At 40.5% G+C, this 23,818-nt stretch carries 23 protein-coding genes; 21 read left to right on the plus strand and 2 right to left on the minus strand.

Going from position 1 to position 23,818, the window contains the following annotated elements; all coding sequences use genetic code 11:
• Positions 1–208: 208 nt before the first annotated feature.
• Positions 209–1,726, plus strand: coding sequence for a 4-alpha-glucanotransferase (gene malQ / locus N8M66_RS07745; RefSeq protein ID WP_261046666.1), 1,518 nt, complete (start codon positions 209–211; stop codon positions 1,724–1,726).
• A 25-nt stretch (positions 1,727–1,751) separates the two neighbouring features.
• On the plus strand, positions 1,752–4,010 hold the full coding sequence (gene glgP, locus N8M66_RS07750; RefSeq protein WP_261046668.1) for a glycogen/starch/alpha-glucan family phosphorylase: 2,259 nt from the start codon (positions 1,752–1,754) through the stop codon (positions 4,008–4,010).
• Positions 4,011–4,808: 798 nt separating this feature from the next.
• Here the strand turns inward: glgP and N8M66_RS07755 are convergent.
• Together N8M66_RS07755 and tyrS are read right to left on the minus strand one after the other, a co-directional pair.
• Entirely contained in the window at positions 4,809–5,657 is an 849-nt protein-coding gene (locus N8M66_RS07755; protein WP_261046671.1) for a putative RNA methyltransferase, read from the minus strand.
• 53 nt (positions 5,658–5,710) lie between these two features.
• Positions 5,711–6,967, minus strand: a complete 1,257-nt coding sequence (gene tyrS, locus N8M66_RS07760; RefSeq protein ID WP_000546884.1) for a tyrosine--tRNA ligase — start codon at positions 6,965–6,967, stop codon at positions 5,711–5,713.
• Between the two features lie 140 nt (positions 6,968–7,107).
• Between tyrS and pbp1b the strand changes: the two genes are divergently transcribed.
• From pbp1b to yajC, 19 genes are all read left to right on the plus strand, one after another.
• Positions 7,108–9,558 carry a penicillin-binding protein PBP1B gene (pbp1b, locus tag N8M66_RS07765; RefSeq protein ID WP_261046672.1) on the plus strand — a complete coding sequence of 817 codons (2,451 nt, stop codon included), beginning with the start codon at positions 7,108–7,110 and terminating at the stop codon, positions 9,556–9,558.
• A 470-nt stretch (positions 9,559–10,028) separates the two neighbouring features.
• Positions 10,029–11,087, plus strand: a complete 1,059-nt coding sequence (locus N8M66_RS07770) for a zinc-dependent alcohol dehydrogenase family protein (protein ID WP_261046673.1) — start codon at positions 10,029–10,031, stop codon at positions 11,085–11,087.
• 150 nt (positions 11,088–11,237) lie between these two features.
• The gene (locus N8M66_RS07775; protein ID WP_125393785.1) at positions 11,238–11,603 is read left to right on the plus strand and encodes a DUF1033 family protein; all 366 of its coding nucleotides are present in this window, start codon (positions 11,238–11,240) and stop codon (positions 11,601–11,603) included.
• A gap of 76 nt (positions 11,604–11,679) precedes the next feature.
• The gene (gene comGA, locus N8M66_RS07780) at positions 11,680–12,621 is read left to right on the plus strand and encodes a competence type IV pilus ATPase ComGA (protein ID WP_261046676.1); all 942 of its coding nucleotides are present in this window, start codon (positions 11,680–11,682) and stop codon (positions 12,619–12,621) included.
• Entirely contained in the window at positions 12,569–13,585 is a 1,017-nt protein-coding gene (gene comGB / locus N8M66_RS07785) for a competence type IV pilus assembly protein ComGB (RefSeq protein WP_261046716.1), read from the plus strand. The genes comGA and comGB overlap by 53 nt, the downstream gene beginning before the upstream one ends.
• Position 13,586: 1 nt before the next feature.
• Positions 13,587–13,913 (plus strand): comG operon protein ComGC, encoded by a 327-nt coding sequence (comGC, locus tag N8M66_RS07790; RefSeq protein ID WP_201058645.1) that lies wholly within the window; start codon positions 13,587–13,589, stop codon positions 13,911–13,913.
• Positions 13,906–14,310 (plus strand): competence type IV pilus minor pilin ComGD, encoded by a 405-nt coding sequence (gene comGD / locus N8M66_RS07795; RefSeq protein ID WP_261046718.1) that lies wholly within the window; start codon positions 13,906–13,908, stop codon positions 14,308–14,310. Before comGC ends, comGD begins: the two co-directional genes overlap by 8 nt.
• Positions 14,273–14,575: a competence type IV pilus minor pilin ComGE gene (comGE, locus tag N8M66_RS07800; protein ID WP_261046682.1), complete on the plus strand. Its 303-nt coding sequence runs from the start codon at positions 14,273–14,275 to the stop codon at positions 14,573–14,575. Before comGD ends, comGE begins: the two co-directional genes overlap by 38 nt.
• On the plus strand, positions 14,538–14,999 hold the full coding sequence (gene comGF, locus N8M66_RS07805; protein WP_049486617.1) for a competence type IV pilus minor pilin ComGF: 462 nt from the start codon (positions 14,538–14,540) through the stop codon (positions 14,997–14,999). The genes comGE and comGF overlap by 38 nt, the downstream gene beginning before the upstream one ends.
• Positions 14,977–15,390: a competence type IV pilus minor pilin ComGG gene (comGG, locus tag N8M66_RS07810; RefSeq protein ID WP_261046684.1), complete on the plus strand. Its 414-nt coding sequence runs from the start codon at positions 14,977–14,979 to the stop codon at positions 15,388–15,390. The genes comGF and comGG overlap by 23 nt, the downstream gene beginning before the upstream one ends.
• A gap of 32 nt (positions 15,391–15,422) precedes the next feature.
• Positions 15,423–16,010 (plus strand): class I SAM-dependent methyltransferase, encoded by a 588-nt coding sequence (locus N8M66_RS07815; RefSeq protein ID WP_261046687.1) that lies wholly within the window; start codon positions 15,423–15,425, stop codon positions 16,008–16,010.
• Positions 16,011–16,070: 60 nt separating this feature from the next.
• Positions 16,071–17,024 carry a class I SAM-dependent methyltransferase gene (locus tag N8M66_RS07820; RefSeq protein ID WP_261046688.1) on the plus strand — a complete coding sequence of 318 codons (954 nt, stop codon included), beginning with the start codon at positions 16,071–16,073 and terminating at the stop codon, positions 17,022–17,024.
• Positions 17,025–17,073: 49 nt separating this feature from the next.
• A complete protein-coding gene (locus N8M66_RS07825) occupies positions 17,074–18,267 on the plus strand; it encodes an acetate kinase (RefSeq protein ID WP_261046690.1) in 1,194 nt (397 codons plus the stop codon).
• Positions 18,268–18,412: 145 nt separating this feature from the next.
• Positions 18,413–18,784, plus strand: coding sequence for a ribonuclease P protein component (rnpA, locus tag N8M66_RS07830; protein ID WP_201058651.1), 372 nt, complete (start codon positions 18,413–18,415; stop codon positions 18,782–18,784).
• The gene (locus N8M66_RS07835) at positions 18,759–19,583 is read left to right on the plus strand and encodes a membrane protein insertase YidC (protein WP_261046692.1); all 825 of its coding nucleotides are present in this window, start codon (positions 18,759–18,761) and stop codon (positions 19,581–19,583) included. Before rnpA ends, N8M66_RS07835 begins: the two co-directional genes overlap by 26 nt.
• 17 nt (positions 19,584–19,600) lie before the next feature.
• Positions 19,601–20,590, plus strand: a complete 990-nt coding sequence (gene jag, locus N8M66_RS07840; protein ID WP_261046694.1) for an RNA-binding cell elongation regulator Jag/EloR — start codon at positions 19,601–19,603, stop codon at positions 20,588–20,590.
• 50 nt (positions 20,591–20,640) lie between these two features.
• Positions 20,641–21,264, plus strand: a complete 624-nt coding sequence (locus tag N8M66_RS07845) for a ribonuclease P (protein WP_261046696.1) — start codon at positions 20,641–20,643, stop codon at positions 21,262–21,264.
• A gap of 116 nt (positions 21,265–21,380) precedes the next feature.
• Positions 21,381–23,357, plus strand: coding sequence for a transketolase (gene tkt / locus N8M66_RS07850; RefSeq protein ID WP_261046699.1), 1,977 nt, complete (start codon positions 21,381–21,383; stop codon positions 23,355–23,357).
• A gap of 128 nt (positions 23,358–23,485) precedes the next feature.
• Positions 23,486–23,785: a preprotein translocase subunit YajC gene (gene yajC, locus N8M66_RS07855; protein WP_049540522.1), complete on the plus strand. Its 300-nt coding sequence runs from the start codon at positions 23,486–23,488 to the stop codon at positions 23,783–23,785.
• Positions 23,786–23,818: the final 33 nt, after the last annotated feature.

Raw genomic sequence — 23,818 nt, forward strand, 5'->3', positions numbered from 1 at the left:
ATAAGATAAGTGAAAGCCTTATTCCTATTTTGTTTGTTTCCTGAAAGAATATATATACGAGTAAGAAGAAAAAATTTTTAAAAAATAATCAAAAAAGTTATTTAAAACCGCTTGCATTTATCAAGAAAATAAGCTATACTAGTAGTAGCGCAAACGTTTGCGTTCATAAAAATGTAATATCTAACTATAAACACATGAGGTGCTTATTATGAAAAAACGTCAAAGTGGTGTGTTGATGCACATTTCTTCTCTTCCAGGAGCATACGGAATTGGATCATTTGGTAAAAGTGCTTACGACTTCGTTGATTTCTTGGTTCGCACAAAACAACGTTACTGGCAAATCCTTCCACTAGGAACAACTAGTTACGGTGACTCTCCTTACCAATCTTTCTCAGCCTTTGCAGGGAACACTCATTTTATCGATTTGGATATCTTAGTGGAGCAAGGCTTGTTACAAGCAAGTGACCTTGAAGGGGTTGACTTTGGTAGTGATGCGTCTGAAGTTGACTATGCGAAAATCTACTATGCACGTCGTCCTCTTTTAGAAAAAGCGGTAAAACGTTTCTTGGAAGTAGGAGATGTTAAAGATTTTGAGAAATTTGCTCAAGACAACCAATCATGGCTTGAACTCTTTGCAGAGTATATGGCTATCAAAGAGCATTTTGACAATCTTGCTTGGACTGAGTGGCCAGATGCAGATGCCCGTGCTCGTAAAGCTTCAGCACTTGAAAGCTACCGTGAACAATTGGCAGACAAGTTGGTTTACCACCGTGTGACTCAATACTTCTTCTTCCAACAATGGTTGAAATTGAAAGCTTACGCTAACGACAACCACATCGAAATCGTTGGAGACATGCCAATCTATGTAGCGGAAGATTCAAGTGATATGTGGGCAAATCCACACCTCTTCAAGACAAATGTCAATGGTAAGGCTACTTGCATCGCAGGATGTCCACCAGATGAGTTCTCTGCAACTGGTCAGCTTTGGGGTAACCCAATCTATGACTGGGAAGCAATGGACAAAGACGGTTACAAATGGTGGATTGAACGCTTGCGTGAAAGCTTTAAAATCTACGACATCGTTCGTATCGACCACTTCCGTGGCTTCGAATCTTACTGGGAAATCCCTGCTGGTTCCGATACAGCAGCACCTGGTGAGTGGGTGAAAGGTCCTGGCTACAAGCTTTTTGCAGCCGTTAAGGAAGAACTTGGTGAGCTAAACATCATCGCTGAAGACCTTGGCTTCATGACTGATGAAGTTATCGAATTGCGTGAACGTACTGGCTTCCCAGGAATGAAGATTCTTCAATTTGCCTTCAACCCAGAAGACGAAAGCATCGATAGCCCACACTTGGCACCTGCTAACTCAGTTATGTACACAGGAACACACGACAACAATACGGTCCTTGGTTGGTACCGTAACGAGATCGATGATGCGACTCGTGAATACATGGCTCGCTACACTAACCGTAAAGAATACGAAACAGTGCCACATGCTATGCTTCGTACAGTCTTTTCATCAGTTAGCTTCATGGCGATTGCAACTATGCAAGATTTGCTAGAATTGGATGAGGCAGCTCGTATGAACTTCCCATCTACCCTTGGTGGAAACTGGTCTTGGCGTATGACTGAAGATCAATTGACACCAGCTGTCGAGGAAGGCTTGCTTGACTTGACAACAATCTATCGCCGAATCAATGAAAATTTGGTAGAATTAAAGAAATAATACAATATCAGGAGACACCTTAAACATGTTATCACTACAAGAATTTGTACAAAATCGTTACAATAAAACCATTGCAGAATGTAGCAATGAAGAGCTTTACCTGGCTCTTCTTAACTACAGCAAACTTGCAAGCAGTCAAAAACCAGTTAACACTGGTAAGAAAAAAGTTTACTACATCTCAGCTGAGTTCTTGATTGGTAAACTTTTGTCAAACAACTTGATCAACCTTGGTCTTTACGACGATGTCAAAAAAGAACTTGCTGCTGCAGGTAAAGACTTGATCGAAGTTGAAGAAGTTGAATTGGAACCATCTCTTGGTAATGGTGGTTTGGGACGTTTGGCTGCCTGCTTTATCGATTCAATTGCTACTCTTGGTTTGAACGGTGACGGTGTTGGTCTTAACTACCACTACGGTCTTTTCCAACAAGTTCTTAAAAATAACCAACAAGAAACAATTCCAAATGCATGGTTGACAGAGCAAAACTGGTTGGTTCGCTCAAGTCGTAGCTACCAAGTACCATTTGCTCACTTCACATTGACATCTACTCTTTACGATATCGATGTACCTGGTTACAAGACAGAAACTAAGAACCGCTTGCGTTTGTTTGACTTGGATTCAGTTGATTCTTCAATCATTAAAGACGGTATCAACTTTGATAAGACAGACATCGCTCACAACTTGACTCTTTTCCTTTACCCAGATGATAGTGACCGTCAAGGTGAATTGCTCCGTATCTTCCAACAATACTTCATGGTTTCAAACGGTGCGCAATTGATCATCGACGAAGCAATCGAAAAAGGAAGCAACTTGCATGACCTTGCTGACTACGCAGTTGTACAAATCAACGATACTCACCCATCAATGGTTATCCCTGAATTGATCCGTCTTTTGACTGCACGTGGTATCGAGCTTGACGAAGCAATCTCAATCGTTCGTAGCATGACTGCCTACACTAACCACACAATCCTTGCTGAAGCCCTTGAAAAATGGCCTCTTGAATTCTTGCAAGAAGTGGTTCCTCACTTGGTACCAATCATTGAAGAATTGGACCGTCGCGTGAAAGCAGAAGTGAAAGATCCAGCTGTTCAAATTATCGATGAGAGCGGACGTGTTCACATGGCTCACATGGATATCCACTACGGATACAGCGTTAACGGGGTAGCAGCACTCCACACTGAAATCTTGAAGAACTCTGAGTTGAAAGCCTTCTACGACCTTTACCCAGAAAAATTCAACAACAAAACAAACGGTATCACTTTCCGTCGTTGGCTCATGCATGCTAACCCAAGATTGTCTCATTACTTGGATGAGATTCTTGGAGAAGGTTGGCACCATGAAGCTGATGAGCTTGAAAAACTCTTGTCTTATGAAGACAAAGCAGCTGTCAAAGAAAAATTGGAAAGTATCAAGGCTCACAACAAACGTAAATTGGCTCGTCACTTGAAAGAACACCAAGGTGTGGAAATCAATCCAAACTCTATCTTTGACATCCAAATCAAACGTCTTCACGAGTACAAACGTCAACAAATGAACGCTTTGTACGTAATCCACAAATACCTTGACATCAAAGCTGGTAACATCCCTGCTCGTCCAATCACAATCTTCTTTGGTGGTAAAGCAGCTCCAGCCTACACAATTGCTCAAGACATCATCCACTTGATTCTTTGCATGTCAGAAGTTATTGCTAACGATCCAGCAGTAGCTCCACACTTGCAAGTAGTTATGGTTGAAAACTACAACGTTACTGCAGCAAGCTTCCTTATCCCAGCATGTGATATTTCAGAACAAATCTCACTTGCTTCTAAAGAAGCTTCAGGTACTGGTAACATGAAATTCATGTTGAACGGAGCTTTGACTCTTGGTACTATGGACGGTGCTAACGTGGAAATCGCTGAGTTGGTTGGAGACGAAAATATCTACATCTTCGGTGAAGATTCAGAAACTGTTATCGACCTTTACGCAAAAGCAGCTTACAAATCAAGCGAATTCTACGCTCGTGAAGCTATCAAACCATTGGTTGACTTCATCGTTAGCGATGCAGTTCTTGCAGCTGGAAACAAAGAGCGCTTGGAACGTCTTTACAATGAATTGATCAACAAAGACTGGTTCATGACTCTTCTTGACTTAGAAGATTACATCAAAGTGAAAGAGCAAATGTTGGCTGACTACGAAGACCGTGACGCATGGTTGGATAAAGTTATCGTTAACATTTCTAAAGCAGGATTCTTCTCATCTGACCGTACAATCGCTCAGTATAACGAAGATATCTGGCACTTGAACTAATACTCTTCGAAAATCAAATTCAAACCATGTCAGCGTTGCCTTGCCGTACTCAAGTACAGTCTGTGGCTAGCTTCCTAGTTTGCTCTTTGATTTTCATTGAGTATAAGATACAAATTTATACTAATAGATCTTGTAAAAAAGCGAATTTCAATTGAAATTCGCTTTTTTTGATTGATGTGGATTTTGGTTAATTTTGTCTAAAAATAGAGAAATTCTAGATGCAGTGAAGGCTTAGAAATGCTGGTTTTTACTGTCTTTCATCCTTATGTTTCTTCGTAGTTGAACACCTCATATTTATTGTATTCGCTTACATAAAGTGTTACAATATAATTATAAGAAAGAAGGTGTTTTTATGATATATACACTTAAATTGGTGTTGTTTATTATCTTTCTTGTAATAAGCTTGTTACCTGATAAGATTTTTGGAAAAAATAAAAAAATTTGGAAAATAGTTCTTGCAATATTGATGGCGACGACAGCATTATCATTTATGTACTAAGTTATTTTAAGAATGTAGGGTTTATTTTGGATTTTATTTATCATTTTGACCTGCCTCTATATAGGTAACCACGATTTGTTTCCTCTCAATCATCAAGAAATCTCTTTTCTTGGTAGTTTATGGGGTTTGGTACTGGCCTTATATCACTTACTGTTCATTGATAAGTTTGTTATCTCGAATCGAAAATAAAGATTAGAGATTAGAATTATTAAATTTCAACTCTCTTTAGATAGATAGTTTAAAAATTGCAATTTAAAACCGCATATCTTCTTGAAATGCGGTTTCTTTTTATGTGCCAATTACAGTACTTTTCCAACCAGAATCTCCGCTTCAATGGTAATCTCTGTCAGTTGGCTCCAGTCAATCTTGCTCTGGTCGATGTGAAAGAGGAGAGGCGTCATACTGAGTAGGGATTGGAGTTGTTCTGCTGTGATAGTCTTAGTTAGAGAGGCAGTTTGACTAGATAGGATGGTAAAGTGTTCTTGGAAATGATTTTTGATATCTTGATTAGAATAATTCTTGTTTGTCAGCTGGTCTTGTACCCTTTGACGGATTTCTTTGAGGTGATTTTCAGTTGGAATAACCTTTATCAAGATACCGTCTTTGGATAAAATGCGGCGAAATTCTCCATAGTTGGCAGGCGAAAAGATATCAAGCAGAATATCCATGCTGGCGTCTTTTATAGGAAGACGAGCCAGGTCGCCAACGAACCAATTGACTGCCCAGTTGGGTTCGCTCTTGGCAGCGATTTGGATAGAATCTTTTGAAATGTCAAAGGCATAGAAGGTTTTTTCAGGGTGACTTTCTTGGAGTTTGCGAGAATAGAATCCTTCGCCACAACCGATATCTAAAATTGTTTTGGCAGTTTTTGAGCTTGCAAGTAAATCGGAAATGGCCTCTAAGATAGCTTGGTAAAAGCCGGCTTCTAGGATTTGTTGGCGGTTTTGAAAGTTTTCTTTGTCGTAGTTGGCAGATTGCTTGATTTGAGGTGCCAGATTGACATAGCCAAATTTAGCCAAGTCGAAAGAATGGCGATTGTTACATTTGAGACTGCTCTCTACCAGAGTCAGATTTTCTTGGCAGATAGGACAGGCAAAGGCAGTCGCAGAAGCGAAGCGCTGAAGTTTGGGTTTAAGGTTTGTATTCATAGTTTAAGTCTAGCAAAAAAAGGACTGGATGGCAAATGCCTCCAGTCTTCTTTTTAATAAGTCAATACAAAGTATTTTTTCTTACCGCGACGGATAACAGTTAGTTCGTTCTCTAACTTATCTGCGTCACTCAAGACATAGTCAAGGTCTTGAATGCGGTCGCCGTTTACGTAGATAGCTCCATTTTGGACATCTTCACGGGCTTGGCGTTTTGAGTTAACCACACCAGATGAGACGAGCAGTTCCACAATATTGTGGTTTTCATCTGCTTGAACTTGGTAGTTTGGCACTCCACGAAGTCCTTGTTTGAGCTCTTTAACAGAAAGGTTTTTGATGTTTCCTGCAAAGAGTTGCTCAGTGATGTTGAGGGCTTCTTTGTAAGCTTCTTCTCCGTGAACAAGTGTAACGACTTCACGAGCCAAGACTTTTTGAGCCAAGCGTTCGTGTGGCGCTGCTTCAAATTGTTTACGAATGTCTTCAATCTCATCAAGTGACAAGAAAGTAAAGATCTTCAAGAAGCGAACAGCGTCTGCGTCCATAACGTTCATCCAAAATTGGTACATTTCGTATGGAGAAGTCTTTTCAGGATTGAGCCAGACTGCGTTTCCTTCTGATTTACCAAATTTCTTACCAGTTGCATCTGTGATCAGTGGAACAGTGATAACGTGGCCTGTCTTGTCAGCCTTACGACGAAGCAATTCAGTACCAGCTGTCATATTTCCCCACTGATCAGAACCACCGATTTGTAGCGTTACGTTGTGATCTTGGTTAAGGACGAAGAAGTCATAACCTTGCATGATTTGGTAGGCAAACTCAGTGTAAGAAATCCCTGTTTCAATCCGTTTTTTCACAGATTCCTTACTCATCATGTAGTTGACAGTAAAGTATTTTCCGATATCACGGAGGAAGTCAATGAAGCTGATGCTGCCAAACCAGTCGTAGTTGTTGACCATGACAGCTTTATTTTCCCCATTTTCAAAGTCAAGAAAACGAGAAAGTTGTCCTTGGATAGACTTGACCCAGCCATCTACTGTGTCTTTTGTTTGGAGACTACGTTCAGCATCTTTGAAGGACGGATCTCCGATGAGACCTGTAGCACCGCCAACGAGCGCATAAGGTTTGTGACCTGCTAGCTGCAAGCGACGACTTGTCAAGATTGCGACAAGGTGGCCTAGGTGAAGGCTGTCAGCAGTTGGATCATAGCCAGTATAATAAGAAACTTGACCTTCTTCTAGGGCTTTACGCAAAGCTTCTTCATCAGTCGTTTGAAAAATCAAACCACGCTCTTTTAGCTCATCAAAAATGTGCATGTGTCTTTTCTCCTTTATAAAATATTGTTTCTACCTATTGTATCACAAACTCGGGCAATAGCCTAGTAGAATAAGGAAGAAAGTAGCTATTTTATTGAAAGTTTACCTTTTATGGTATAATAGATAGAGTGAGGAAATCCATGCAAAATCAATTAAATGAATTAAAACGAAAAATGCTGGAATTTTTCCAGCGAGTAAAATCAAAAATAAATCATAGAAAATCAGAGAAAGTCTCAGAAGTGAAGAAGTCGGATGGGACAGGTGGGAAAGTTCTGGCTATCCTAGGTAGCATTTTAGTTGCTATTAAGGGAATTTTGAATACTCTCTTTATTCTAGGCTTTATCGGTGGGCTTTTTGGTGCTGGTGTAGCTCTTGGTTATGGAGTTGCTTTGTTTGACAAGGCTAAGGTTCCCCAATCGGAGGATTTGGTCAAGCAGGTTAAAAATATTTCTTCCATCTCAGAAATTGTTTACGCAGATGGGAGTGTTATCGCTTCTATCGAGAGTGACCTACTGCGAACTTCTGTTTCATCTGAGGAAATATCGGACAATCTCAAAAAGGCTATCGTTGCTACTGAGGATGAACATTTTCTTGAACATAACGGGGTTGTGCCAAAAGCTGTGATTCGGGCGACTTTGGGAACTTTTGCAGGTTTGGGCTCGTCTAGTGGGGGCTCGACCTTGACCCAACAGTTAATCAAGCAACAAGTGGTCGGAGATGCTCCGACTTTGGCTCGTAAGGCTACAGAAATTGTTGATGCCCTTGCCTTGGAACGTAGCATGAGTAAGGATGAAATCTTGACGACTTATCTCAATGTTGCTCCCTTTGGTCGAAATCATAAAGGGCAGAATATTGCAGGTGCCCAGCAAGCTGCTGAAGGGATTTTTGGTATCGATGCCAAAAAGTTGAGTATTCCCCAAGCTGCCTTCCTAGCAGGTTTGCCACAGAGTCCGATTACTTATTCCCCTTATGAAAATACTGGAGAGTTAAAGAGTGATGAAGACTTAGAACTTGGTTTGAAGCGGGCCAAGGATGTTCTCTACAACATGTACCGTACGGGTGCTCTGACTCAGGAAGAATACGACCAGTACAAGGATTATAATCTCAAGCAAGACTTCTTGCCATCAGGAACTGTCAATGTTGTTTCGAGGGATTATCTCTACTTTACAGCTATGGCTGAAGCGACAGACCGTATGTATGATTATTTAGTTCGACAGGATAATGTTTCGAGCCAAGAGTTGAAAAATGAAGCGATTCGAAAGGCTTATCATGAGAGAGCTGAGCAGGAACTAAGTAATGGTGGCTACAAAATTACTACAACGATCAATAAAAAAATCCATGCGGCCATGCAAAATGCAGTTGCTAACTATGGTCATTTGGTAGATGATTCGACTGGGCAGCCTGAAGTAGGGAATGTTTTGATGGACAATAAAACGGGGGCTGTTCTAGGCTTTGTTGGTGGTCGTAATTACCAGACTAACCAAAACAATCACGCCTTTGACACCAAGCGTTCACCAGCCTCTACAACCAAGCCTTTGCTGGCCTACGGAATTGCCATTGACCAAGGTTTGATGGGAAGTGCTAGCATATTGTCAAATTATCCTACAAATTTTGCAAATGGTAGTCCGATTGTGCATGGTAGTAGTAAAGGTACAGATATGGTCAATTTGGGTGATGCTTTAAACTATTCATGGAATATTCCAGCCTATTGGACTTATCGCATGCTTCGTGAAAAAGGTGTCGATGTTAAGAGCTATATGGAAAAAATGGGTTACGAGATTCCAGAGTACGGTATCGAAAGTCTGCCTATGGGTGGTGGGATTGAAGTCACAGTTGCCCAGCATACCAATGGTTATCAAACAATTGCCAATAACGGTGTCTACCATCAAAAACATGTGATTTCTAAGATTGAATCATCTGATGGTAGAGTAATCTATGAGTTCCAAGACAAACCAGTTCAAGTGTATTCGAAGGCAACAGCAACGATCATGCAGAGTTTGCTTCGTGAGGTGATTTCATCTCGGATCACTTCAAGTTTCCAAACGGACTTGGCTTCTATCAATTCAAGTTTAGCTCGTGCAGACTGGATTGGTAAGACTGGTACAACCAATGAAGATGAAAATATGTGGCTCATGCTTTCGACACCAAGATTGACTCTAGGTGGTTGGCTAGGTCACGATGACAACCGTCCAATGGCTAAGGGGGCTGGGCATTATCGAAATGCCAAATATATGGCCCACTTGGTCAATGCTATCCAACAGGCTGAGCCTGGTGTTTGGGGCAATGAACGCTTTAATCTTGATTCTAGTGTGACTCAATCTCAGGTCCTCAGATCAACAGGGCAGAAACCTGGCAAAGTATCCGTTAATGGAAGAACAGTGGATCTTTCAGGTTCTACTGTAACAAGCTATTGGGCTACCAAGGTGGGAGCTCCAACGACAAGCTATCACTTTGCTATTGGAGGAAGTGAAGCAGATTACCAAAATGCTTGGTCAAGTATTATTGGTAGTTTCTCATCTACACCAAGCTCAAGTAGTAGCTCTAGCAGTACATCAAGTTCATCTTCAACACAATCAAATAGTAGAAGATAGAGCTATAAAATAAAAATCTTAAATAACGGTCTTGAATCTCGTTAAGTGAGAAGCAAGGCCGTTATTGTGCTCTTAAAGACAAAAGCTATTATAAAAATTGTTAGTAAAATGTCTAATATATATTGCAACCTAGATAATATTGCAGAGATTATTCGTAATTTTAGTATAGAAATTTACTGAAAGTGCAATTGTTTTGGATGTCCTAGTGTTTCAATGATATAGAAGAATATTCCCCATCTATCAGTAATATCATTTTTGTTTAGTCGTTTGATGTTAATCGAAAGTTCTTATGGAGTAGTGAAATTTCTCTTTGTTAAGGATGAAAGCAGACTGGCTTCTGCTTTTTTATGTATGGTACTTTACCGGTAAATAAAAAAGTTAAAAAAATCACAAAAAAGCTTGAAGAAACAAATGAAAAGGCTTACAATTATATTATAAATAGTACAAATAAAAAAACGGAGGAGTACTTTATGAAAGCCTATACTTATGTTAAACCAGGACTTGCTTCTTTTGTTGACGTTGACAAACCAGTGATTCGCAAGCCAACAGACGCTATTGTGCGTATCGTAAAAACCACTATTTGTGGAACAGACCTCCATATTATCAAAGGGGATGTTCCTGCTTGTCAAAGTGGTACCATTCTTGGTCACGAAGGGATTGGGATTGTTGAAGAAGTTGGAGAAGGAGTGTCTAACTTCAAAAAAGGTGACAAGGTCTTGATTTCTTGTGTCTGTGCTTGTGGTAAATGTTACTACTGTAAAAAAGGAATTTATGCCCACTGTGAAGACGAAGGGGGCTGGATTTTCGGTCACTTGATTGACGGTATGCAGGCGGAGTATCTACGTGTCCCTCATGCAGATAACACTCTTTACCACACTCCAGAAGACTTGTCAGATGAAGCCTTGGTTATGCTATCAGACATTCTGCCTACTGGATATGAAATTGGTGTCTTGAAAGGGAAAGTAGAACCTGGTTGTAGCGTAGCCATTATTGGTTCAGGTCCAGTTGGATTGGCTGCTCTTTTGACAGCTCAGTTCTACTCACCAGCCAAATTGATTATGGTGGACTTAGACGATAACCGCTTGGAAACTGCTTTATCATTCGGTGCGACTCATAAGGTTAATTCTTCAGCCCCTGAAAAAGCTATTAAAGAAATTTATGATTTGACAGATGGCCGTGGTGTAGATGTTGCTATCGAAGCTGTTGGTATTCCTGCAACATTTGACTTCTGTCAAAAGATTATCGGTGTAGACGGAACAGTTGCCAACTGTGGTGTACATGGTAAACCAGTTGAATTCGATTTGGACAAACTTTGGATTCGCAACATCAATGTAACAACTGGTTTGGTATCTACAAATACCACTCCACAATTGTTGAAAGCACTTGAAAGTCATAAGATTGAACCAGAAAAATTGGTAACTCATTATTTCAAACTAAGTGAAATTGAAAAAGCCTATGAAGTCTTCGGTAAGGCAGCAGACCACCATGCTATTAAGGTCATTATCGAAAATGATATTTCAGAAGCTTAAGAACCAAAAAGTTTTTATCATATAAGCAAATAGAAATTCAGTCATCCATCAGATGGCTGGATTTTTTATCAAAAAATTAAGAAATGAGCATATTTCTTTCCTTGTTTGGCGGAATTGGTTATAATATACGGTACAAAGGAATGAATGAACATGTATCGTGTTATAGAAATGTACGGAGATTTTGAACCTTGGTGGTTCTTAGAAGGTTGGGAAGAAGATATTGTAGCAAGTAAGAAATTTGATCAGTATTATGATGCTCTCAAATACTACAAGACTTGCTGGTTTAGATTGGAACAAGAATCCCCTCTTTATAAAAGTAGAAGCGACTTGATGACCATTTTTTGGGATCCAGAAGACCAACGCTGGTGCGATGAATGTGATGAGTATTTACAACAATACCATTCTTTGGCTCTTTTGCAGGACGAGCAGGTTATTCCAGATGAAAAACTACGCCCAGGCTATGAAAAACAAACTGGTCAGGAAAGGCACCGTTCTTGCCGTATGAAAGTAAAATAGAGAAAAAGTAACTTTTTTGAAGTTGCTTTTTTTATTTTTCCAAATCTTTGCGAATAGTATAGGTGAGGAGGTAAGTATGGTTCAAGAAATTGCACAAGAAATCATTCGTTCAGCTCGGAAAAAAGGAGCGCAGGATATTTATTTTGTTCCTAAGCTAGACGCCTATGAGCTTCATATGAGGGTGGGAGACGAGCGCTGTAAAATTGGTAGTTATGATTTTGAAAAGTTTGCGGCTGTCATCAGTCACTTTAAGTTTGTGTCGGGTATGAATGTTGGAGAAAAGCGACGTAGTCAGCTAGGTTCCTGCGATTATGCCTATGACGATAAGATGGCGTCCCTACGTCTATCTACTGTAGGCGATTATCGAGGACATGAGAGTTTAGTCATTCGCTTGTTGCACGATGAGGAGCAGGATTTGCATTTTTGGTTTCAGGATATTGAAGAATTGGGCAAGCAGTACAGGCAACGGGGACTTTATCTTTTTGCTGGTCCAGTCGGCAGTGGTAAGACGACCTTGATGCACGAATTAGCCAAGTCTCTTTTTAAGGGACAACAAGTCATGTCCATTGAAGATCCGGTAGAAATCAAACAAGAGGATATGCTCCAGTTGCAGTTAAATGAAGCAATCGGGTTGACCTATGAAAATCTAATCAAACTTTCCTTGCGTCATCGTCCTGACCTCTTGATTATCGGAGAAATTCGGGACAGCGAGACAGCGCGTGCAGTGGTCAGAGCCAGTTTGACAGGGGCGACAGTCTTTTCAACCATTCATGCCAAGAGTATCCGAGGTGTTTATGAACGCCTGTTGGAGTTGGGGGTGAGTGAGGAGGAATTGGCAATCGTTCTGCAAGGAGTCTGCTACCAGAGATTAATCGGGGGAGGAGGAATCGTTGACTTTGCAAATAAAGACTATCAAGAACACCAGCCAACTAGCTGGAATGAACAGATTGACCAGCTTCTTAAAGATGGACATATCACAAGTCTTCAGGCTGAAACGGAAAAAATTAGCTACAGCTAAGCAAAAAAATATCATTACCTTGTTTAACAATCTCTTTTCCAGCGGTTTTCATCTGGTAGAGACCATCTCTTTTTTAGATAGGAGTGCTTTGTTGGACAAGCAGTGTGTGACCCAGATGCGCACGGGCTTGTCTCAGGGGAAATCATTCTCAGAAATGATGGAAAGTTTGGGCTTTTCAAGTGCTATTGTTACTCAATTATCTCTAGCTGAAGTTCATGGGAATCTTCACCTGAGTTTGGGAAAGATAGAAGAGTATCTAGACAATCTGGCCAAGGTCAAGAAAAAATTAATTGAAGTAGCGACCTATCCTTTGATTTTGCTGGGATTTCTTCTCTTAATCATGCTGGGGCTACGGAACTACCTACTACCACAACTGGATAGTAGCAATATTGCCACTCAGATTATCGGCCATCTGCCACAAATCTTTCTAGGCATGGTAGGGTTTGTTTCTCTACTTACCCTTTTAGCACTAACTTTCTATAAAAGAAGTTCTAAGATGCGGGTCTTTTCTATCTTAGCACGCCTTCCCTTCTTTGGAATTTTTGTGCAGACCTATTTGACAGCCTATTATGCGCGTGAATGGGGTAATATGATTTCTCAAGGAATGGAGTTGACGCAGATATTTCAGATGATGCAGGAACAAGGTTCCCAACTCTTTAAAGAAATCGGTCAAGACTTAGCTCAATCCCTACAAAATGGTCGGGAATTTTCTCAAACCATAGCAATTTATCCTTTCTTTAAAAAGGAGTTGAGTCTCATCATCGAGTATGGAGAAGTCAAGTCTAAACTGGGTAGTGAGTTGGAAATCTATGCTGAAAAAACTTGGGAAGCATTTTTTACCCGAGTCAATCGCACCATGAATCTGGTGCAGCCACTGGTCTTTATCTTTGTGGCTCTGATTATCGTTTTACTTTACGCGGCAATGCTCATGCCCATGTATCAAAATATGGAGGTAAATTTTTAAAATGAAAAAAATGATGACATTCTTGAAAAAAGCGAAAGTGAAGGCTTTCACGCTTGTGGAAATGTTGGTGGTCTTGCTCATCATCAGCGTGCTTCTCTTGCTCTTTGTACCTAATTTGACCAAGCAAAAAGAGGCGGTCAATGACAAAGGAAAAGCTGCTGTTGTTAAGGTAGTGGAAAGCCAGGCAGAACTTTATAGCTTAGATAAGAATGAAGATGCTAGCCTAAGTAAGTTACAAGCAGATGGGCGAATCACAGAAGAACAGGCTAAGGCTTATAAAGAATACCATGATAAAAACGGAGGAGCCAATCGTAAAGTCAATGATTAAGGCCTTTACCATGTTTGAAAGTCTCTTAGTTTTGGGACTTGTGAGTATCCTTGCCTTGGGCTTGTCCGGCTCTGTTCAGTCCACTTTTGCGGCGGTAGAGGAGCAGATTTTCTTTATGGAGTTTGAAGAACTCTATCGGGAAAACCAAAAACGCAGTGCAGCCAGTCAGCAAAAGACAAGTTTGAGCATAGACGGAAAGACCATTAGCAATGGCAGTCAAAAATTGACTGTTCCTAAAGGAATTCAGGCACCATCAGGCCAAAGTATCACATTTGACCGAGCTGGGGGCAATTCGTCCTTGGATAAGGTTGAATTTCAGACCAGCAAAGGAGCGATTCGTTATCAATTATATCTAGGAAATGGAAAAATTAAACGCATTAAGGAAACAAAAAATTAGGGCAGTGATTTTACTGGAAGCCGTAGTCGCTCTAGCTATCTTTGCCAGCATTGCGACTCTCCTTTTGGGACAAATTCAGAAAAATAGGCAAGAAGAAGTAAAAATCTTGCAAAAGGAAGAAGTCTTGAGGGTAGCTAAGATGGCCTTGCAGACAGGTCAAAATCAGGTAAACATAAACGGAGTTGAGATTCAGGTGTTTTCTAGTGAAAAAGGATTGGAGGTCTACTATGGTTCAGAACAGTTGTTGGCTATCAAAGAGCCATAAGATCAAGGCTTTTACCCTGTTAGAATCGCTGATTGCCCTTATTGTCATCAGTGGAAGCTTACTTCTCTTTCAAGCCATGAGTCAGCTCCTCATTTCAGAAGTTCGCTACCAGCAGCAAAGTGAGCAAAAAGAGTGGCTCTTGTTTGTAGACCAGCTGGAGGCAGAATTAGACCGTTCGCAGTTCGAAAAAGTAGAAGGCAATCGCATTTATATGAAGCAGGATGGCAAGGAAATTGCGATAGGCAAGTCTAAATCGGACGATTTTCGAAAAACTGATGCCAGTGGACGAGGTTATCAACCTATGGTTTATGGACTCAAATCAGCTCAGATTATAGAGGAAAATCAACTGGTTCGCTTTCGTTTTCAATTCCAAAAAGGCTTAGAAAGGGAGTTCATCTATCGTGTGGAAAAAGAAAAAAGTTAAGGCGGGAGTTCTCCTCTACGCAGTCACAATGGCAGCCATCTTTAGTCTTTTGTTACAATTTTATTTGAACAGACAAGTCGCCCACTATCAAGACTATGCTTTGAATAAAGAAAAGTTAATCGCTTTTGCTATGGCCAAACGAACCAAAGATAAGGTTGAGCAAGAAAGTGGGGAACAGGTCTTTAACCTAGGTCAGGTAAGCTATCAAAACAAGAAAACAAGCTTAGTGACGACGGTTCGTACGCCTAAGAGCCAATATGAGTTCTTATTTCCGTTAGTTAAAATCAAAGAAGAGAAAACGGATAAAAAGGAAAAGGTAGTGACTGATTCAAGTAATCAAGCGGAAAAGAAAAAATCAGAAGAGAAGTCTGAAAAGAAAGAGAATTCCTAGTCAATTCAACTACTTTGTGCTAAACTAAAAATATGAAACATGATTTTAACCACAAAGCAGAAACTTTCGATTCCCCTAAAAATATCTTTCTTGCAAACTTGGTTTGTCAAGCAGTTGAGAAACAGATTGATTTTCTATCAGACAAAGAAATTTTGGATTTCGGCGGAGGGACGGGTCTATTAGCCTTGCCCCTAGCCAAGCAGGCTAAATCTGTCACTCTTGTAGACATTTCTGAGAAAATGCTGGAGCAGGCTCGTTTGAAAGCGGAGCAGCAAGACATCGAGAATATCCAGTTTTTGGAGCAAGATTTATTGGAAAATCCCTTGGAGCAAGAGTTTGATCTCATTGTCGTTAGTCGGGTTCTTCACCATATGCCTGATTTGGATGCAGCTCTCTCACTGTTTCATCAATATTTGAGGGAGGATGGGCGACTCCTCATTGCTGATTTTACCAAGACGGAGTCTAATCATCATGGATTTGATTTAGCTGAACTGGAAGAACAGCTAATTGAGCATGGCTTTTCATCTGTGCATAGTCAGATCCTCTATAGCGCTGAAGACCTGTTTCAAGGAAATTACTCAGAACTCTTTTTAACAGTAACTCAAAAATCACTCGCCTAGTCAGGGAGTGATTTTTCTATAAGGATGGAAAAAAGAAGGGAAATTTGATAAGATAGGAATATGGATTTTGAAAAAATTGAACAAGCTTATACGTATTTACTAGAGAATGTCCAAGTTATCCAAAGTGATTTGGCGACCAATTTTTATGACGCCTTGGTGGAGCAAAACAGCATCTATCTGGATGGTGAGACTGAGCTAAATCAGGTCAAGGAGAACAATCAGGCCCTTAAGCGTTTAGCGCTTCGCAAGGGAGAATGGCTCAAGACCTACCAGTTCCTCTTGATGAAGGCTGGGCAAACAGAACCCTTGCAGGCCAATCACCAATTTACACCAGATGCCATTGCTTTACTTTTGGTGTTTATTGTGGAAGAGTTGTTTAAAGAGGAGGAAATCACTATCCTCGAAATGGGTTCCGGGATGGGAATTCTAGGCGCTACTTTCTTGACCTCGCTTGCTAAAAAAGTTGATTACTTGGGAATGGAAGTGGATGATTTGCTGATTGATTTGGCAGCTAGTATGGCAGATGTAATTGGTTTGCAGGCTGGCTTTGTCCAAGGAGATGCCGTTCGTCCACAAATGCTCAAAGAAAGCGATGTGGTCATCAGCGACTTGCCTGTTGGCTATTATCCTGATGATGCCGTTGCGTCGCGCCATCAAGTTGCTTCTAGTCAAGAACATACTTACGCCCATCACTTGCTCATGGAACAAGGACTTAAGTATCTCAAGTCAGATGGATATGCTATTTTTCTAGCTCCGAGTGATCTGTTGACCAGTCCTCAAAGTGATTTGTTGAAAGGCTGGTTGAAAGAAGAGGCCAGTCTGGTTGCCATGATTAGTCTGCCTGAAAATCTCTTTGCTAGTGCTAAACAATCTAAGACTATTTTTATCCTACAGAAGAAAAGTGAAATAGCAGTAGAGCCTTTTGTTTATCCACTTGCTAGCTTGCAAGATGCAAGTGTTTTAATGAAATTTAAAGAAAATTTTCAAAAATGGACTCAAGGTACTGAAATATAAAATAGATTTTGATATAATAGATGAAAACGCTTAAAAGAGGAGTCTTGTTATGACAAAAACAATTGCAATCAATGCAGGAAGTTCAAGTTTAAAATGGCAATTATACTTAATGCCAGAAGAAAAAGTATTGGCGAAAGGCTTGATTGAACGTATCGGTTTGAAAGATTCGATTTCAACTGTAAAATTTGATGGCCGTTCTGAACAACAAGTTTTGGATATCGAAAATCATACACAAGCTGTTAAAATCTTATTGGATGACTTGATTCGTTTCGACATCATCAAGGCTTATGATGAGATTACAGGTGTTGGACATCGTGTTGTTGCCGGTGGAGAATACTTCAAAGAATCAACAGTTGTTGAAGGTGATGTTTTAGAAAAAGTCGAAGAATTGAGCTTGTTAGCCCCTCTCCACAATCCAGCCAATGCAGCAGGTGTTCGTGCCTTTAAGGAATTGTTGCCAGACATTACCAGTGTAGTTGTTTTTGATACTTCATTCCACACAAGTATGCCAGAGAAAGCTTATCGCTACCCTCTACCAACAAAATATTACACAGAAAACAAGGTTCGTAAATACGGTGCCCACGGTACAAGCCACCAGTTTGTAGCAGGAGAAGCTGCAAAACTCTTGGGACGTCCATTAGAAGACTTGAAATTGATTACTTGCCACATTGGTAATGGTGCATCTATTACAGCTGTTAAGGGTGGTCAATCTGTCGATACTTCAATGGGCTTCACTCCACTTGGTGGTGTGATGATGGGAACTCGTACAGGGGATGTTGACCCAGCTATCATTCCTTACTTAATGCAATATACAGAGGACTTTAACACACCTAAAGACATTAGCCGCGTCCTTAATCGTGAATCAGGGCTTATGGGTGTTTCAGGTAAATCTAGTGATATGCGTGATGTAATTGCTGCTATGGAAGAAGGGGACCACGATGCCACTTTGGCCTATGAAATGTATGTTGATCGCATTCAAAAACATATCGGTCAATACCTTGCAGTCCTAAATGGAGCAGATGCCATTATCTTCACAGCAGGTATCGGAGAAAATGCAGCTGCTGTACGTAAGGATGTTATCTCAGGAATTTCTTGGTTTGGTTGTGATGTTGATGATGAAAAGAACGTCTTCGGTGTGACAGGAGACATCTCAACAGAGGCAGCGAAAATTCGTGTTTTGGTTATTCCAACAGATGAAGAATTAGTCATTGCTCGTGATGTTGAACGCTTGAAAAATAAGTAAAACTAGAAAAAATATTCCGTATAAGGAGTTGGAAAAGTGATTTTTCCAGCTTCTTTTTCTGATGAAATTGTCCAAAACCTTGCTATGATTGGCTTTTTTGAAAAATATGGTATAATAGTAGTAATTTAATAGATGGAGTTGAGTTTTGAAGAAAAACTTTCGTGTAAAAAGAGAGAAAGATTTTAAGGCGATTTTCAAGAAGGGGACAAGCTTTGCCAATCGCAAATTTGTTGTCTACCAACTAGAAAACCAGAAAAACCATTTTCGAGTAGGTCTATCAGTTAGCAAAAAGCTGGGGAATGCCGTCACTAGAAATCAGATTAAGCGACGAATCCGACATATTATCCAGAATGCAAAAGGGAGTCTGGTAGAAGATGTCGACTTTGTTGTCATTGCTCGAAAAGGGGTCGAAACCTTGGAATACGCAGAGATGGAGAAAAATCTACTCCACGTATTAAAATTATCAAAGATTTACCAGGAAGGAAATGGGAGTGAAAAAGAAACTACAGTTGACTAGTTTGCTAGGTCTATCTCTATTTATCATGACAGCCTGTGCAACTAATGGGACAACTAGCGATATTACGGCAGATTCGACTGATTTTTGGAGTAAGTTTGTTTACTTCTTTGCAGAAGTCATTCGCTTTTTATCGTTTGATATCAGTATCGGAGTAGGGATTATTCTCTTTACAATCTTGATTCGTACAGTACTCTTGCCAGTCTTTCAAGTGCAAATGGTGGCGTCCAGAAAAATGCAGGAAGCTCAACCACGTATTAAGGCGTTGAGAGAACAATATCCGGGTCGAGATATGGAAAGCAGAACCAAGCTAGAGCAGGAAATGCGTAAAGTCTTTAAAGAAATGGGTGTCAGACAGTCGGATTCTCTTTGGCCGATTTTGATTCAGATGCCGCTCATCTTGGCCTTGTTCCAAGCCCTATCAAGGGTTGACTTTTTGAAGACAGGTCATTTCTTATGGATTAACCTTGGTGGTGTGGATACAACACTTGTGCTTCCGATTTTAGCAGCTGTATTCACTTTTTTAAGTACTTGGTTATCTAATAAGGCCTTGTCTGAGCGAAATGGCGCTACGACTGCGATGATGTATGGGATTCCAGTCTTGATTTTTATCTTTGCAGTTTATGCGCCAGGTGGAGTCGCCCTATACTGGACAGTGTCCAATGCTTATCAAGTCTTGCAAACCTATTTCTTGAATAATCCATTCAAGATTATCGCAGAGCGCGAGGCCGTAGTACAGGCACAAAAAGATTTGGAAAATAGAAAAAGAAAAGCCAAGAAAAAGGCTCAGAAAACGAAATAATAAGGAGGAATCTGGTAATGGTAGTATTTACAGGTTCAACTGTTGAAGAAGCAATCCAGAAAGGATTGAAAGAATTAGATATTCCAAGAATGAAGGCTCACATTAAAGTCATTTCTCGTGAAAAAAATGGATTTCTTGGTTTATTTGGTAAAAAACCAGCTCAAGTTGACATTGAGGCTATTAGTGAAACAACGGTCATTAAAGCTAATCAGCAGGCTGTCAAGGGTGTTCCCAAAGAAATTAATGAACAAAATGAACCGGTCAAAACAGTCAGTGAAGCAACCGTTGATTTGGGACATGTTGTAGAAGCAATTAAAAAGATTGAAGAAGAAGGCCAAGGGGTTTCTGATGAAGTCAAGGCTGAAATCTTGAAAAATGAAAAACATGCTAACACCATTTTAGAAGAAACTGGGCATATTGAGATTTTAAATGAATTACAGCTTGAAGAAGCTGGTTTCGGAGAAGAAGTAGAAATTCCTATTGTCGAGAATCAAGCTGAACAAACTGAAAGTCAAGAATTAGAAGATTTGGGCTTAAAGGTGGAACCAAGCTTTGATATTGAACAAGTGGCTACGGAAGTAACGACTTATGTCCAAACAATCATTGATGATATGGACGTTGAGGCGACGATTTCAAATGACTATAACCGTCGTAGCATCAATCTACAAATTGATACTAATGAGCCAGGTCGTATTATCGGTTATCATGGTAAAGTATTGAAGGCCTTGCAACTGTTGGCTCAAAATTATCTTTATAACCGCTATTCAAGAACTTTCTACATTACTATTAATGTTAATGATTACGTTGAACATCGTGCAGAAGTCTTGCAGACCTATGCGCAAAAATTGGCGACTCGTGTTTTAGAAGAAGGTCGTAGCCATCAGACAGATCCTATGTCAAATAGTGAACGCAAGATTATCCACCGTATTATTTCACGTATGGATGGCGTGACTAGTTACTCTGAAGGTGATGAGCCAAATCGCTATGTCGTTGTAGATACAGAATAAGTAAAATCAGGTTTATCCTGATTTTTTGCTAGCTAGAGGAGGTTAAACGGATGTTGAATAAGATAAGAGACTATCTAGACTTTGCAGGTTTGCAGTACCGTAATCCAGATAAAGCTGGGGAAGAACGAGAGAAAATGCTGGAATTCCGCCATAAAGGTCAAGAGGCTCGAAAAGCCTTTACAGAACTGGCTAAAGCATTTCAGATAAGTCATCCAGAATGGCAACTCCAACAGACAAGTCAGTGGATGAATCAGGCGCAACGTTTACGACCACATTTTTGGGTTTATCTACAGAGAGACGGACAAGTGACAGAACCTATGATTGCCTTACGTTTGTACGGAAGTTCTTCTGATTTTGGAGTCTCACTAGAAGTCAGTTTCATCGAGCGCAAAAAAGATGAGCAAACTCTAGGCAAGCAGGCCAAGGTTTTAGAAATTCCACCAGTAGAAGGTGTTTATTACTTAGTCTACTCAAATGGAGAAAGTCATAAGATGGAGGCTACTGAGGAAAATCGTCAGGTCTTAGTTGAGAAGATAGGCAGTCAAGAAATCCGAAAAGTGTTAGTTAAATCAGATGTTTCTATCATAGAAAATCAATCATTAGAAGTGATTTTAGAAAAATTAGAAGATGCTTATGAACGCTTACTTCCCTACTATCAGGCTACCAGAGAGTAGAAATTATGAGACTTATCTAGCGTCGAATTGTTTAATTGCTATTCTATGTATTTTTTCATATAATAGTAAAATAGAATGTGTGATTCAATAATCACCTCAAATAGAAAGGAAATTCTATGTCAAATCTATCTGTTAATGCAATCCGTTTCCTAGGTATTGACGCCATCAACAAAGCCAACTCAGGTCACCCAGGTGTGGTTATGGGAGCAGCTCCAATGGCTTACAGCCTTTTTACAAAACAACTTCGTATCAATCCAACTCAACCAAACTGGATTAACCGTGACCGTTTTATTCTTTCAGCAGGCCATGGTTCAATGCTCCTGTATGCCCTTCTTCACCTCTCTGGCTTTGAAGATGTCAGCATGGATGAGATTAAGAGCTTCCGTCAGTGGGGTTCAAAAACACCAGGTCACCCAGAATTTGGCCATACAGCAGGGATTGATGCTACGACAGGTCCTTTAGGTCAAGGGATCTCAACTGCTACTGGTTTTGCCCAAGCAGAACGTTTCTTGGCAGCTAAATATAACCGTGAAGGCTACAACATCTTTGACCACTATACTTACGTTATCTGTGGAGACGGAGATTTGATGGAAGGTGTCTCAAGCGAGGCGGCTTCATATGCGGGCTTGCAAAAACTAGACAAGTTGGTTGTTCTTTATGATTCAAATGACATTAACTTGGATGGTGAGACAAAGGATTCCTTTACAGAAAGTGTTCGTGACCGTTACAATGCCTACGGTTGGCATACAGCCTTGGTTGAAGATGGAACAGACTTGGAAGCTATCCATGCTGCTATCGAAACAGCTAAAACTTCAGGTAAACCATCTTTGATTGAAGTGAAGACTGTGATTGGATATGGTTCTCCAAACAAACAAGGAACTAATGCTGTACATGGTGCTCCTCTTGGAGCAGATGAAACTGCAGCAACTCGTCAAGCGCTTGGTTGGGACTACGAACCATTTAAAATTCCAGAACAAGTTTATGCTGATTTCAAAGAAAATGTTGCAGACCGTGGCGCATCAGCTTATGAAGCTTGGACAAAATTAGTTGCTGACTATAAAGAAGCGCATCCAGAATTGGCTGCAGAAGTAGAAGCCATTATTGATGGACGTGATCCAGTTGAAGTGACTCCAGCAGACTTCCCAGCTTTAGAAAATGGTTTCTCTCAAGCAACTCGTAATTCAAGCCAAGATGCCTTGAATGTTGTGGCGGCTAAGTTACCAACCTTCCTAGGTGGATCAGCTGACCTTGCTCACTCAAACATGACTTATATCAAGACTGACGGACTTCAAGACGATTCCAACCGCTTGAACCGCAACATTCAGTTTGGTGTTCGTGAATTTGCCATGGGAACAATCTTGAACGGGATGGCTCTTCATGGTGGACTTCGTGTATACGGTGGAACTTTCTTCGTCTTCTCTGACTATGTGAAGGCAGCTGTTCGCTTGTCAGCCTTACAAGGACTTCCCGTGACTTATGTCTTTACCCACGATTCAATCGCGGTTGGGGAAGACGGTCCAACGCACGAACCAGTTGAACACCTAGCAGGTCTTCGTGCCATGCCAAATCTGAATGTTTTCCGTCCAGCAGATGCGCGTGAAACGCAAGCAGCTTGGTACCTTGCAGTGACAAGCGAAAAAACACCAACCGCCCTTGTCTTGACCCGTCAAAACTTGACTGTTGAAGAAGGAACAGACTTTGACAAGGTTGCAAAAGGTGCCTATGTGGTTTATGAAAATGCAGCAGACTTTGATACGATCTTGATTGCGACAGGTTCAGAGGTCAATCTTGCTGTCTCAGCTGCTAAAGAATTGGCTAGTCAAGGTGAAAAAGTCCGCGTAGTCAGCATGCCATCTACAGATGTCTTTGATAAACAAGATGCAGCATACAAGGAAGAAATTCTTCCAAATGCAGTCCGCCGTCGTGTTGCAGTCGAAATGGGTGCAACTCAAAACTGGTACAAATATGTTGGTCTTGATGGTGCCGTTCTAGGTATTGATACCTTCGGAGCCTCTGCCCCAGCACCAAAAGTATTGGCAGAATATGGCTTTACTGTAGAAAATCTTGTAAAAGTCGTTCAAGACTTGAAATAATCCTAAGAATCAGAGCGCAAGCTCTGGTTTTTTCTTACTAGAAAAGCAAGGTACAATCTTGTAAAAGTAGCTGAAATTTGATATAGTAGTCCTATGTAAAAGACAAAGGAGAAAATACTATGGAAAATATTAGTCCAAATTTAACATTTGTGATTATGCTTGTAGCGATGTTGGGCTTGATGTTCTTTATGCAACGCTCTCAAAAGAAACAAGCACAAAAACGTATGGAAAGCTTAAACAAACTACAAAAAGGCTATGAAGTTATTACAATCGGTGGACTTTACGGAACAGTCGATGAAGTAGATACTGAGAAGAGAACGATTGTTCTTGATGTAGATGGAGTTTACTTGACTTTTGAACTAGCTGCTATCAAGACTGTATTACCACTTAAAGAAACAGCTTCACTCGAAGGTGCAATTGAAAAATAAGACGGGATAACTAACTCCCGTTTTTCTATAAAA

The organism is Streptococcus mitis, from assembly GCF_946188585.1.
GTDB lineage: Bacteria > Bacillota > Bacilli > Lactobacillales > Streptococcaceae > Streptococcus > Streptococcus mitis_DG.

Excerpts from the sequence above, each read along its gene's own strand:
- comGE (WP_261046682.1), top strand. The coding sequence starts at position 14,273 with ATGGAAAAATTAAACGCATTAAGGAAACAAAAAATTAGGGCAGTGATT.
- tyrS (WP_000546884.1), bottom strand. The coding sequence starts at position 6,967 with ATGCACATTTTTGATGAGCTAAAAGAGCGTGGTTTGATTTTTCAAACG.
- comGD (WP_261046718.1), top strand. The coding sequence starts at position 13,906 with ATGATTAAGGCCTTTACCATGTTTGAAAGTCTCTTAGTTTTGGGACTT.
- N8M66_RS07820 (WP_261046688.1), top strand. The coding sequence starts at position 16,071 with ATGGATTTTGAAAAAATTGAACAAGCTTATACGTATTTACTAGAGAAT.
- N8M66_RS07770 (WP_261046673.1), top strand. The coding sequence starts at position 10,029 with ATGAAAGCCTATACTTATGTTAAACCAGGACTTGCTTCTTTTGTTGAC.
- glgP (WP_261046668.1), top strand. The coding sequence starts at position 1,752 with ATGTTATCACTACAAGAATTTGTACAAAATCGTTACAATAAAACCATT.
- N8M66_RS07755 (WP_261046671.1), bottom strand. The coding sequence starts at position 5,657 with ATGAATACAAACCTTAAACCCAAACTTCAGCGCTTCGCTTCTGCGACT.
- malQ (WP_261046666.1), top strand. The coding sequence starts at position 209 with ATGAAAAAACGTCAAAGTGGTGTGTTGATGCACATTTCTTCTCTTCCA.
- N8M66_RS07845 (WP_261046696.1), top strand. The coding sequence starts at position 20,641 with ATGTTGAATAAGATAAGAGACTATCTAGACTTTGCAGGTTTGCAGTAC.
- jag (WP_261046694.1), top strand. The coding sequence starts at position 19,601 with ATGGTAGTATTTACAGGTTCAACTGTTGAAGAAGCAATCCAGAAAGGA.
- N8M66_RS07825 (WP_261046690.1), top strand. The coding sequence starts at position 17,074 with ATGACAAAAACAATTGCAATCAATGCAGGAAGTTCAAGTTTAAAATGG.
- comGB (WP_261046716.1), top strand. The coding sequence starts at position 12,569 with ATGGACATATCACAAGTCTTCAGGCTGAAACGGAAAAAATTAGCTACA.
- comGC (WP_201058645.1), top strand. The coding sequence starts at position 13,587 with ATGAAAAAAATGATGACATTCTTGAAAAAAGCGAAAGTGAAGGCTTTC.
- pbp1b (WP_261046672.1), top strand. The coding sequence starts at position 7,108 with ATGCAAAATCAATTAAATGAATTAAAACGAAAAATGCTGGAATTTTTC.
- N8M66_RS07775 (WP_125393785.1), top strand. The coding sequence starts at position 11,238 with ATGTATCGTGTTATAGAAATGTACGGAGATTTTGAACCTTGGTGGTTC.
- comGF (WP_049486617.1), top strand. The coding sequence starts at position 14,538 with ATGGTTCAGAACAGTTGTTGGCTATCAAAGAGCCATAAGATCAAGGCT.
- N8M66_RS07815 (WP_261046687.1), top strand. The coding sequence starts at position 15,423 with ATGAAACATGATTTTAACCACAAAGCAGAAACTTTCGATTCCCCTAAA.
- tkt (WP_261046699.1), top strand. The coding sequence starts at position 21,381 with ATGTCAAATCTATCTGTTAATGCAATCCGTTTCCTAGGTATTGACGCC.
- comGA (WP_261046676.1), top strand. The coding sequence starts at position 11,680 with ATGGTTCAAGAAATTGCACAAGAAATCATTCGTTCAGCTCGGAAAAAA.